The sequence below is a fragment of the Bradyrhizobium sp. SZCCHNRI2009 genome, assembly GCF_032485115.1.
Taxonomy (GTDB): domain Bacteria; phylum Pseudomonadota; class Alphaproteobacteria; order Rhizobiales; family Xanthobacteraceae; genus Bradyrhizobium.
Genome location: NZ_JAUEUH010000005.1, coordinates 20,692 through 32,725, shown reverse-complemented (window position 1 = coordinate 32,725; position 12,034 = coordinate 20,692). Strand labels below are relative to the sequence as shown.

General features: G+C 66.3%; 10 protein-coding genes. 4 read left to right on the top strand and 6 right to left on the bottom strand.

Annotated elements, in window-relative coordinates:
* Nucleotides 1-54: 54 nt before the first annotated feature.
* From QX041_RS18565 to QX041_RS18550, 4 genes are all read left to right on the top strand, one after another.
* A complete protein-coding gene (locus QX041_RS18565) occupies nt 55-1,680 on the top strand; it encodes an FMN-binding glutamate synthase family protein (RefSeq protein WP_315752267.1) in 1,626 nt (541 codons plus the stop codon).
* Between the two features lie 81 nt (nt 1,681-1,761).
* Nucleotides 1,762-2,448, top strand: coding sequence for an RNA polymerase sigma factor (locus tag QX041_RS18560; RefSeq protein ID WP_315752266.1), 687 nt, complete (start codon nt 1,762-1,764; stop codon nt 2,446-2,448).
* A 96-nt stretch (nt 2,449-2,544) separates the two neighbouring features.
* Entirely contained in the window at nt 2,545-3,066 is a 522-nt protein-coding gene (locus QX041_RS18555) for a DUF4142 domain-containing protein (RefSeq protein ID WP_315752265.1), read from the top strand.
* 9 nt (nt 3,067-3,075) lie between these two features.
* Nucleotides 3,076-3,393, top strand: a complete 318-nt coding sequence (locus QX041_RS18550) for a cupredoxin domain-containing protein (RefSeq protein ID WP_315715292.1) — start codon at nt 3,076-3,078, stop codon at nt 3,391-3,393.
* Between the two features lie 11 nt (nt 3,394-3,404).
* On the opposite strand, the gene QX041_RS18545 is transcribed toward QX041_RS18550, so the two are convergent.
* The 6 genes from QX041_RS18545 to QX041_RS18520 all read right to left on the bottom strand — a co-directional run bounded on the left by QX041_RS18545 (nt 3,405) and on the right by QX041_RS18520 (nt 11,967).
* The gene (locus QX041_RS18545) at nt 3,405-4,706 is read right to left on the bottom strand and encodes a nitrate/sulfonate/bicarbonate ABC transporter ATP-binding protein (protein ID WP_316166209.1); all 1,302 of its coding nucleotides are present in this window, start codon (nt 4,704-4,706) and stop codon (nt 3,405-3,407) included.
* A gap of 15 nt (nt 4,707-4,721) precedes the next feature.
* Nucleotides 4,722-6,455 carry an ABC transporter permease subunit gene (locus QX041_RS18540; RefSeq protein ID WP_315825485.1) on the bottom strand — a complete coding sequence of 578 codons (1,734 nt, stop codon included), beginning with the start codon at nt 6,453-6,455 and terminating at the stop codon, nt 4,722-4,724.
* Between the two features lie 370 nt (nt 6,456-6,825).
* Nucleotides 6,826-8,136: a hemolysin family protein gene (locus tag QX041_RS18535; protein WP_316166208.1), complete on the bottom strand. Its 1,311-nt coding sequence runs from the start codon at nt 8,134-8,136 to the stop codon at nt 6,826-6,828.
* A 256-nt stretch (nt 8,137-8,392) separates the two neighbouring features.
* Nucleotides 8,393-10,378 carry a carbohydrate porin gene (locus tag QX041_RS18530; RefSeq protein WP_316166207.1) on the bottom strand — a complete coding sequence of 662 codons (1,986 nt, stop codon included), beginning with the start codon at nt 10,376-10,378 and terminating at the stop codon, nt 8,393-8,395.
* A 345-nt stretch (nt 10,379-10,723) separates the two neighbouring features.
* Nucleotides 10,724-11,005 carry a hypothetical protein gene (locus QX041_RS18525; protein ID WP_316166206.1) on the bottom strand — a complete coding sequence of 94 codons (282 nt, stop codon included), beginning with the start codon at nt 11,003-11,005 and terminating at the stop codon, nt 10,724-10,726.
* Between the two features lie 146 nt (nt 11,006-11,151).
* A complete protein-coding gene (locus tag QX041_RS18520; RefSeq protein ID WP_316166205.1) occupies nt 11,152-11,967 on the bottom strand; it encodes a creatininase family protein in 816 nt (271 codons plus the stop codon).
* Nucleotides 11,968-12,034 lie beyond the last annotated feature (67 nt).

Sequence of the window (12,034 nt, the reverse complement as noted above, 5' to 3'; positions counted from 1 at the left end):
GATATCAGTAGTATCGTGATCAAAGATCTTCCACGAGCCGCCCCGAGGCCTTCCATGGATACGCTGCTGCTCCCGTTTTCGCCGCGCTTCATCGTGCTGACGATCTGCGCCACGGCGACCGCTTTGCTGCTGATCCTCGGCATCTACGACCGCAAGATCTTTGATCTCGTCCTGATCCCGCTGTTGATCTTCGGCGCGCTCACCCTGCTCGGCGTGCGCGACCTCATGCAGAAGAGCCACGCGGTGCTGCGCAACTACCCGATCGCGGCACACCTGCGTTTCCTGCTCGAGGAGATGCGGCCCGAGATGCGGCAGTATTTCTTCGAGAGCGAGAAGGACGGCATGCCGTTCTCGCGCGACACCCGTGCGGTGGTCTATCAGCGCGCCAAGATGGTGCTCGACAAGCGCCCGTTCGGCACCCAGGAAGACGTCTACCGCGAGGGCTATGAATGGATGCACCATTCGATGTCGCCCAAGCCGCGTGCGGAGGAAAAATACCGCATCACCATCGGCGGCCCCGACTGCGCAAAACCCTATTCCGCCTCGGTGTTCAACATCTCGGCGATGAGCTTTGGCGCCCTGAGCCCGAATGCGGTGCGCGCACTCAATGGTGGCGCCAAGCGCGGCGGCTTCGCGCACGACACCGGCGAGGGCGGCTTCAGCCCGTACCATGCCGAGATGGGCGGCGACATCATCTGGGAGATCGGATCCGGCTATTTCGGCTGCCGCCGCCATGACGGCACGTTCGACCCCGACGCGTTCGCGCGGGTCGCAGCCGCCGAGCAGATCAAGATGGTCGAGCTCAAGATCAGCCAGGGCGCCAAGCCCGGCCACGGCGGCGTGCTGCCGGCGGCGAAGGTGTCCGAGGAGATCTCCAAGATCCGCGGCGTCGCGATGGGCGAGGACTGCATCTCGCCGGCGGCGCACCGCGCGTTCTCGACGCCAATCGGGATGATGCAGTTCATCGGCGAGATGCGGCGGCTGTCGGGCGGCAAGCCGGCCGGCTTCAAGCTGTGCATTGGCCATCCCTGGGAGTTCCTTGCGATCTGCAAGGCGATGCTGGAGACCGGCATCTATCCCGACTTCATCGTGGTCGACGGCAATGAGGGCGGCACCGGCGCGGCGCCGCTGGAGTTCATGGACCACCTCGGCATGCCGATGCGCGAGGGCGTCAATTTCGTGCACAATGCGCTGGTCGGGCTGAACGTCCGCGATCGTATCAAGATCGGCGCCTCCGGCAAGATCGCCACCGCCTTCGACATGGCGCGCGCGATGTCGATCGGCGCCGACTGGTGCAACTCGGCGCGCGGCTTCATGTTCGCGCTCGGCTGCATCCAGTCCTTGAGCTGCCACACCGACCGCTGCCCGACGGGCGTCGCGACGCAGGATCCGACGCGCGCCCGCGCGCTGGTCGTGCCGCACAAGCTCGACCGCGTCTACAACTATCATCACGCGACCCTGCATGCGCTGGCCGAGCTGCTCGCCGCCGCCGGCCTCGAGCATCCGCAGGATCTGCGGCCCATCCACTTCTCACAGCGGACGTCGACCACCGATGTCTCCTCCTTTGCCAAGCTGTATCCATCGCTGCGGCCGGGCGAACTGCTCGAGGGCACCCAGGACGTCCGATTCCGCGACGCCTGGGCGATGGCGCGAGCCGATACGTTTGCGGCGGTGCAGTGAAACGCCTTGCGTGATCGTTCTTGGGAACTTTCCGGCTCCAATTCCATCTAAGCCACGTGTACTCAGCTTGGATGATCGACAATGCCTTGGACCACAGCGACCACGGTCTCCGCGGCGACGAGCGGCGAGGATGACCTGATCCGACGGGCGAAAGCCCGCGACGAGGCGGCCATTCGGGCCATCCTGCAGGCCAACAACCGCCGCCTGTTCCGGATCGCCCGCGGCATCCTGCGCAACGACAGCGAGGCGGAGGACGTCGTGCAGGAAACCTATGTCCGGGCACTCACCCACCTGGACGCGTTTCGCGGCCAGTCCAGCCTGTCGACGTGGCTGGTTCGCATCGCGATGAACGAGGCGATGGGGCGGCTGCGCGGGCGGCGACCGGCACTGCAACTGGATGCGGAGCGAGAGAACAAGCCTCGGGCCGAGGTGATCCAATTTCCCGCCACGTCGAGCGATCCGGAGAAGTCGGTGGCGCAGCGCCAGATCCAGGCCGTTGTCGAACGGGCGATCGATGACCTGTCCGAGCCGTTTCGCCTGGTGTTCATCGCCCGCGTGATCGAGGAGATGAGCATCGACGAGACGGCGGACTTGCTCGGATTGAAGCCCGAGACCGTGAAGACGCGCCTGCATCGCGCCCGCGGCATGTTGCGCGAGAACGTCGAAAAAGAGATCGGTCCCGTCCTTCTGGACGCGTTTCCCTTCGCCGGCCCGCGTTGCGAGCGGCTGACCGAGGCCGTGCTCGATCGTCTTCGACGTCCGACCTGAAGATTCTCGGGAACGTCGGCTCCCGCTTTTCATCCAATCCCTGTGCAGTCATTCACCCGCCGGCCACGAGGTCCGGCGGCACAGGAGATGAGAACCATGTTCAAGCATATCGGTACGATCGCCCTCGCGCTCTGCCTCACGAGCAGCGTCGCCCTGTCGCAGGGCGCCAAGCTCAGCGATCCGCAGATCGCGCATATCGCCTACACCGCCGGCGAAATCGACATCAAGGCGGCGAAGCAGGCCTTGGACAAGTCCGGCAGCAAGGAGGTCAAGGAGTTCGCGCAAGGCATGGTGCGGGACCACGAGGCGGTCAACAAGCAGGCCCTCGCCCTGGTCAAGAAGCTGAAAGTGACGCCGGAAGACAACGACACCAGCCGCGCGCTGTCGAAGCAGGCGAGCGAGAAGCTCGACGAGCTCAGCAAGCTCAAGGGCGCGGCATTCGACAAGGCCTATATCGCCAACGAGGTCGCCTACCACAAGACGGTGAACGGCGCGCTGGAGACGCAGCTCATTCCGTCCGCAACCAACGCCGAGCTGAAGGAGTTGCTGCAGACCGGCTTGAAGCTCTTCCAGGGCCACGAGCAGCACGCCGAGCATGTCGCGGCGGATCTGAAGTAGGACGATCCGATGCTGTCGGGACGCATCACTCTCGTGAGTGTGGTTGTGCTCGCCGCCATGAGCGTTCCGGCGCGCGCTGCCACGATCCGGATCTTGGTGGACAAGCTCGAATTCTCGCCGGCCGCGGCTTCGGCCAAGGTCGGCGATACCGTCGAATGGGTCAACAAGGATGCGCTGGCTCATACGGCCACGGCGCGGGATGGCGCCTTCGATGTCACTTTGCCGCCGAGCAAGACGGTGAGCTCGGTCCTCAAGAAGGCGGGCACGGTCGACTACTACTGCCGCTTTCATCCCAACATGAAGGCGACACTGACCATCGCGCCGTGACGCCGTTGGCCTCAATGCGGGTTCTCCAGGCTGAAGGTCTCGGACTGCTCGTCATAGGCGAACAGCTCGGCATAGCGGCCCCATGACACGATGGTGTGCAAGGTCTCGTCGGCGTAGTGCTCGGACATGTAGTCCTCGAGCTCGATGCGGAAGCGCGCAGCCGGAGCGGCGTGCGAGGGGCGGTCGTCGAGCACGCGGCGGATCAGCCCCATCAGCGGCACGTTCTCCATCAAATGCTTCGCGAACAGCTTCTTGCGCTCGTCGGTCTCCTGATGGGCGAACCGCCGTCCGTCCTCGGTCAAGGTCAGGTCGCCTTCACTGAGCTGGGCGAAGCGCAAGAGCTGAAGCGCTTCGGCCAGCGGAAAGATCTCGTCGACCTCGAGCTGCAGATGGCCCGCCAGCACCGGCAGGTCGGCATGCCCATTATAGGGTTCGCCGGCGAGCGTCTCGATCAGGCCGGAGATCGAGTTCGACGACACGTGGTTGAGCACCATGCCCACGCCGGCGCTGGCGGTGCTCGGCAGCTTCGGCTCGGGCCGCTGCGTCATGCGGGCATAGAGACTGTCGACGAGCTGGCGGAACGCGGGATCGAGCCGGTTGCGCGGATGCGGCAGGTCGATCCTGAACTCGGCGGCGACGCGGCCGGGATTGGACGAGAACACCAGGACGCGGTCGCACATCAGCACCGCTTCCTCGATGTTGTGCGTCACCATCAGCACCGACTTGATCGGCAGCCGGCCGTCGGTCCAGAGATCGACGAGGTCGGTGCGCAGCGTCTCGGCGGTGAGCACGTCGAGCGCGGAGAACGGCTCGTCCATCAGCAGGAGGTCAGGATGCACGACGAGCGCGCGGGCAAAGCCGACGCGCTGGCGCATGCCGCCGGACAGCTCCTTCGGAAAAGCCGATTCGAAACCGTCGAGACCTATCAGGTCGATCGCGGCCAGCGCGCGTTTGCGCCGCTCGGCACTGTCGACACCGAGCGCCTCCAGGCCGAGTTCGACGTTTTGCAGCACGGTGAGCCAGGGAAACAGCGCGAACGACTGGAACACCATGGCGACGCCAACAGGGGGGCCGGCGATGATCTCGCCGCGGCATCGTGCTTCGCCTGAGGATGGCGACACCAGGCCGGCGATGATCCGCAGCAGGGTCGACTTGCCTGAGCCGGAGCGTCCGAGCAGGCCGACGATTTCGCCGGCTCGGATCGTGAGGTCGACCTTCTCCAGCACGACGAGATCCTCGCCGCTGCCCTTCGGGAAGAGCCGGCTGAGGCTCTTGATCTCGATCAGCGATGTGTCCTTGACCTGGTCGCGCATGATGATCTCTCCCGGTCAGCCGAGCCGCAGCCGGCGCTCGCCGAAGGCATACAGCGGCCGCCACAGCAGCCGGTTGAACAGAGTGACGAGGATGCACATCACGGCAATGCCGAGTACCACGCGCGGAAAGTCGCCGCGCTCCGTCGCCGCGGCGATGTAGGCGCCGAGCCCCGACGCCGTCAGATGCGTGTCGCCCCAGCTCGCGACCTCGGCGACGATCGCCGCGTTCCATGAGCCGCCCGAGGCGGTGATGGCGCCGGTGATGTAATAGGGGAAGATTCCGGGCAGCACGACCTTGAACCACCAGCGCCAGCCGGTCAGGTGCAGGCTCGCGGCCGCCTCGCGCAGGTCGGTCGGGAAGGCGCTGGCACCGGCGATGACGTTGAATAGGATGTACCATTGTGTGCCCAGGATCATCAGCGGGCTCAGCCAGACATTGGCGTCGAGGCGAAAGCGCACGATCAGCACGACGAACACCGGGAAGGCGAGGTTGGCCGGGAAGGCGGCGAGGAACTGCGCCAGCGGCTGGATGCGCTCGGCGAGCTTGGGCCGCAGCCCGATCCAGACGCCGACGGGGACCCAGATCAGCGACGCCAGCCCGATCAGCACCACCACGCGGATCAGCGTGATCAGGCCATAGCCGATGGCGGAGAGGACATCGGCGGGCGCCAGCGTGGCCGAGAGGTAGAGGTACGTCTTCCAGCCGGCATAGGCGCAACCGAGAACGACGACGGCGAGCCAGAGGCCGTCGACGAGCTGCGACGGTGGCGCGTGCCGCACCGGGCCGCTCCAGGTTTTCGGCCAGTTGATCCGCAGGTTCGAGACGGCGCGATTGACCGCGGCGAACGGGACGGACAGCGAGCGCAGCGCGCGGGTGCGCCGGAACAGGTCGAGCATCCACGAGCTCGGCGGATTGCCCGAGGCGGTCTGCTCGAAGCGGAATTTGTCGGCCCAGGCCACGATCGGACGGAATAGCAGCTGATCGTAGGCGGTGATGACCAGCAGCATGGTCAGCAGCGCGGCGCCGATCGCGGCGAGATCCTTCTGCTGAATTGCCAGCGCGACGTAGGAGCCGATGCCGGGCAGGGTGACGGTGGTGTTGCCGACCGTGATCGCCTCGGAGGCCACGACGAAGAACCAGCCGCCGGACATCGACATCATCGCATTCCAGATCAGGCCGGGCATCGCATAGGGGACGTCGAGCCGCCAGAAGCGCTGCCAGCCGGAGAGGTGGAAGCTGCGCGTCGCCTCCTCCAGATCCTTCGGCACGTTGCGCATCGACTGGTACATGCTGAAGGTCATGTTCCAGGCCTGGCTGGTGAAGATCGCGAACACGCAGGCGAGCTCGGCGCCCAGCACCTTGCCGGGGAGCAGGTTCATGAAGAACACGACGGTGAAGGTGAGGAAGCCGAGGATCGGCACCGACTGCAGGATGTCGAGCAGCGGGATCAGCACGATCTCGGCGCGCCGGCTCTTGGCCGCCAGCGCGGCGTAGACGAAGGTGAACACGAGCGAGCACGCGATCGCGAGCAGCATGCGCAAGGTCGTGCGCAGCGCGTAGAGCGGAAGGTTGGCCGGATCGAGCGACACCGGGGCGGTATCCAGCGCCGACAGCGGCTGGGTGGTCTGCTCGCCGCCATAGACGATCAGCACCATCGCGCCCACCACGATCACCAGCGCGACCACGTCCCAGATGTTGGGACGGACGGCGTCGCGCAGCACTGTGGTCCGGAGCTCCTGAAGCATCATCGGCGTGTCTCGTCTCGTCGTCCGCAGCCATCGGCGGTGGCTGCGGACGGTGCTTGTCATGGCGTATGGGCTGGTTCGCGCCGGCTGGGCTGCCGGCCGAATCCGTACCCTAAGTGCCCTGTGTGATGGTTTGATATCAAGCGGCGGCGGCCGGGATCCGGTACCACATGTCGGCCTATCAAAGGATACGCAGGCCGCGTCTTCACGTTCCCGCGACATCGGCTGTCCGGGGTATGCCTGATCGCGCGCCACTCGCTCGATCTGCGCCTCCGCCGCGTGCGAGGGAGGTCGCATCGCATGGCAGATGCGATGCGGGTGCGAGAATGCTCCGGCGGGGCGCACTGTCGTTGCGGCGACAGCACGGGTTCAGCTACCCCACATTCGGCTCGCCGCCCTCCGGCGCGAGCCTGGTCGCCAGGATCTTGTCGATGCGGCGGCCGTCGAGGTCGATGATCTCGAAGCGCCACCCCTGCAGCTCGAAGCTCTGGCCGACCTCGGGCACGCTGCCGAAGTGCTGCAGCACCAGGCCGGCGACGGTGTGATAGCCGCGATGTGGCGGCACCTCGATGGCGAGGACGTCGGCGAACTCGTCGAGCGGCATCCAGCCGGAGACCAGCAGCGAGCCGTCGTCGCGGCGGACGCAGGCGGGCTCGGGGGGACCCTGCTCGGACGAGAATGCGCCGACGATCGACTCCAGAATATCCGCCGCGGTCACGACGCCTTCGAACGCGCCGTATTCGTCGTGGACCAGCCCCATATGCACGGGCGCTACCTTGAGGATCGCGATCACGTCGCGCGCATCGACGGTGGAGGGAATGATCGGCACCTCGCGCACCAGGCTGCGCAGGTCCGGCGTCTCGTCGCGCAGATAGGCCGCCAGCAGGTCCTTGGCCTGGAGCACGCCGATCGGGCGGTCGCGCTCGCCGTCCGACACCGGCAGTCGCGAATGCGGGCTCCTGGCGAGCAGCTCGCGAATGGCCTTGGGATCGTCGTTGAGGTCGACGACGTCGACCTCGGGACGCGGCGTCATGATGGCGCCGACCGGGCGGTCGCCGAGCCGCATCACGCCGGCGATCATCTCCTTCTCGCCCGGCTCGAGCACGCCGGCAGTCTCGGCCTCGCGCACCAGATGATGGATCTCCGCCTCCGAGACCTTCTCCTCGGCCTCGCCGGAACGGCCGAGCAGCGTCAGGATCAGCTTGCCGGAAAGGTCGAGCAGCACGACCAGCGGCAGCGACACCTTGGCGAGCACCTGCATGGCCGGCGCGACGCGGACGGCAATCGCCTCGGGATCACGCAGCGCGAGCTGCTTCGGCACCAGCTCGCCGACGATCAGCGTGGCATAGGTGATGATGGTGACGACCAGGCCGACGCCGACGATGTCGGCGACGGAAGCCGACAGGCCGAGCTCCAGCAGCGATTGCGTCAGGCGCTGGCCGAGCGTGGCGCCCGAGAACGCGCCGGAGAGCACGCCGACCAGGGTGATGCCGATCTGCACCGTCGACAGGAACCGCCCCGGGTCGGACGCCAGCGTCAGCGCCCGCCGCGCGCCGGACACGCCTTTCTCGGCCAGCATGGCCAGCCGGGCCGGCCGCGACGAGACGATCGCGAGTTCGGACATCGACAACAGCCCGTTGACGACGATGAGGACGACGATGATGGCGAGTTCGACTGAGAGCATTTCGACCTGTGAGCGCCCGAAGGGGCGGGGAATGGAGACAGGTCCTAGCATATGGGGATGGCAAGCGCCCAATGCCGCATTGCGGTAAGCGCATGGGGGACTGCACCCTGCGGCAGGTCAGCTTGGCGCACCGACGGGCGCATCATCCTCCGCTGTCGTCCCGGCCTTGAGCCCGGACGACACCCATTTGTGGCGCGAATTGTGGCTCTCATCGGCGCTCGACTGCCGGCCTCGGCGGCGGCGCAGCCTGTCGCCCTCAGAAATCCCCGTGCAACCGCCCGGAGAAGATCGACACCGGGCCGCGGTCGGCGTTGTAGGCGGGGTTGTTGACGAACTGGTAGTCCGCCGTGAAGGTCAGGTATTTGTTGATCGAGTAGGCGTAGTAGGCCTCGATGATGTTCTCGCGTCGATAGTTCAGCGCACCATCGCCGATCAGCGGGCCGAGGCCGCCGGCGGCGAGGAAGGCGCGGTGGTCGCGCGACAGCCCGTTGGTCACGCCGGCGAGGCCGATCGTATCATCGGGACGGCCCCAGCGCGTGCCCTTGATCGAGGTGCCGAACGACAGGCTGTTGTCGATGTCGGTGAAGGCCATGATCTCGGTCTTGCCGTCGTTCCAGCTCCAGCGGCCGAACAGGCCGAGCTCGTCTGACAGCGTCTGGTCGAAAGAGACGACGTAGCCGTATTTGGGGCGGCCGCGGCGGGTCTGGGTGATGTCGGCATTGAGCGCGGGATTGTCCAGCGTCTCGCGGTAGCTGCCGGAGAAGGTGTTGTTGAAGAAGCCGATGGTGCGCAGGTGGCCCGGCTGCGAGAACAGCTGATAGCGCGTCTCCAGCTCGACGACATAGCTGCCGCGCCTGAACACGTTCGTGTCGAAATTGTTGGAGTTCGAGGTGGCGTCGACCAGGAAATAGCCGGCGCGCAGCGCCCAGTTCCTCTGGTTCAGCTCGGCGGTGGCGCCATAGGTCAGGCCGAGCTTGTCGGCGGCGTAGTCGAAGGCACCGGGCGCCCAGATCGACCAGTTCATGAAGTCCTTGCGCGCATCCTTGGCGTAGGCGTTGCCGTCGAACACGTCGAGCACCGGAAATTTGCCGATCTGCACCGTGAGACGCGAGATGTCCTGCTTGCCGGACAGCTGCAGCTGGCCGCTGCCGAGCTGCTCCTGCTCGCCGCCGAAGCCGAAGGTCTGGCGCAGGAACAGCCGCGAGGTGTTGTAGTGCGGATAGGGGAAGTCGGACTTCTGCGCTTCGCCATTGGGGAAGCCGCCGAGTCCGACGGTGTTGCTGAGGCCGAAGCCCTGCAGCAGCTCGGGATTGTAGTAGACCTCGCCGCCGTCCCACAGCCGCGCGTTGATGTACAGGCTGTTGCTCCAGGTCTCCTGGAATTGGCGCGCGGGTGTCAGGCTGTTGGCGCCGGTGTAGGCGGCGCGGAACGCCGGATAGCCCTGGCCGATCACGGTCGCCTGGCCGTGGATCTCCCAGCGGTCGGATTCGGGATCGGACGGATCGCTCTTGAGCTTCAGGTCGGGACCGCTGGCGAAGTCGAGCTTCCGGTTGAGCCCGACCCGCAGGGTCTGGAAGTCGAGTTGCGAATTGTAGCTGGCGCCGTTGGAGAAGCGGACGCCACCGTTCTCGAAATGGCTGTAGAGATATTCGAGGCGCCAGCTCCAATGCGGCGCAAAGCTGCGTTCGATGCCGGCGCCGGCGGCCCAGCCGAGCCGCGTCGTCAGCAGTTTCTCGGTGTCGCCGGCTGCATTGGTGTTGATGAAGCGGCCGCCGGTCCAGGCAAGTCCGCCGGTGGCATAGACCAGCCAGTCGCCCCTGATGTAGCCGACGCGGCCGCGGGCGGTGGCGACATAGTCCCACAGCTCCGAGACGTTCGAGCCGGGCGTGCCGAGCATCGCGACGGTGTGGTTGGAGGTGAGATAGTTCGGAAAGCTGAAATCGCCCTCGAGCCCGAGCAAGAGCCCGGAGCGGGTGACCCAGTTGTAGCCCGCCTGAACGCCGCCAGTGAGACCGCTGAAAGGGCTGCCGGTGCTGACCGTGCCGCTCGGGTCCGTCAGGGTCGCCCGGCCGTGGTCACGTGTATAGCCGGCATGGACGCCGACATAGAGGCCGGTCCAGTCGAACACCGTCTGCGCCATCCGGGCCTTGACCGGCAGGTCGGCGGCAGCGGCGGGGGCAGCGAGCGCGGCGATCATGGCGCCGGCCGCGATCACTTCCCGGGTGCAGTTCGAACGGATCATGGCGGCGGATTCCCAAGGCAAGGCAAACGACACAGGCAACGTCACAACTGATTGCCCGCGCACAGTCACGAGAAGATTACGGAGTCGTCGATGTTTGATCGGAAGTGTGGATGACACGCGGCAATTCAGGGATGATTTATATTGCGATTAATTCGCAAGAGCAAGCGTGGGGCGATCTGACCCGGTTTCTGATCGAGGGTGTTGCGCCCACGCAACAATCGGCCCGCCCGGGCGGCCGGGCGGGCTGTCGAGATCGCAGATCGGGGCAGGTAGACGCCCGGCCGTGGCGAATTTGGCGAGGCGAGCCTTGGCCGCGGCTGGGCGGGGCGCGACGAAAGCCCAGCATCAATAGCCGCAGGCCCTGACGCGGCCGACATACTGGCCGTAGACGTTGTACTGCGGCACCCAGCGGCAGTACCGATAGCCACCGCCATAGTAGTAGCCGTCGTTGCTGGCGGCGATGGCGCTGCCAACGACGGCGGCGCCGACGAGGCCGGCACCGACGCCCCAGCCCCAATGGTGATGATGGAAGCCGTTGGCCGCGGCAGGCGTCGACGTTGCGGCGATGCTGCCGGTCACGGCGAGAGCGGTCAGCGCGAGGGCGGCAATCTTGGTCCTGATCGACATGGTGAAGGCTCCTGTTTGTTGTTGCGGCGGCCGGCGTCGGCCGCTTGCCAAATTGGACGGAGCCTTTTCGAAACCGGTTCGAATCGCCTGATCGCGATCGACGCCGTTCGAAGATTCATCAGAAGATCCAGAGTGTTATATCTGGCTCAGCCGCCCGGCAGGGGGCCGCGGCCAAGCGCGTTCACGTCGAAGTTATCGACGTCCTCCAGCAGCGCACAGAACGCCCGCGCGCCGTGGTCGAGCACGCGCTCGCCCTTCTCCGCCGACGCCTGCGTGGCATCGCCGACCGCGCCGCCCGCATTCAGGTCCTGCGTCTGCCAGGCCATCGGCGCCGGCCGCTGCGTCGAGAGCACCTTGTAGGTCGTTTCCATCTCAGCGCCGCGCGAGGGAAAAGCGGCGATCGCATCGCTGCGCACCAGCGTGGGATGGCGGGACAGCATGATCGAGGTCTCGACGGCGCCGCCGTGAATGCCGTGCCGCAGCTCATCGGGCGAGAACAGGCCGTCGGGCGCACCGAAGCGCGACCACGACGTCGTCACCACCAGCATGCGGTGATCAGCGCGCAGATCCTGTGCGACCAGGGTCATCGCGGCACTGTTGCCGCCATGGCTGGTGACGATCACGAGCTTCCTGATCCCGGCGCGCGCGACGCTGTCGCCGAGCGCACGCCAGCTCCGCAGCGCGACCTCGGTCGGCATGGTCAGCGTGCCCGGATAGTCGATATGCTCGGTCGAGATCCCCACTGGCTGCACCGGCAGGACCGTCACCGGCAGCGACGGCGGCAGCAGCGCGCGCACCTGGGCGAGATAGGCCTCGGCGATGTAGACGTCGGTGCCGAGAGGCAGGTGCGGGCCGTGCTGCTCGGTGGCGGCGAGCGGCAGCACTGCGATCCAGCGCGCGCTCTCGGGCGTTGCCACAGCGGGCCAGTGCAGCTCGGTCCAGTCGCGGGGCGGCAGGGTCATCGTGCGGGCAGTTTCCTTCGTCCGTGGGGCAGGGTAGGTATCACCCGAACGATCTTAACATGTTCAG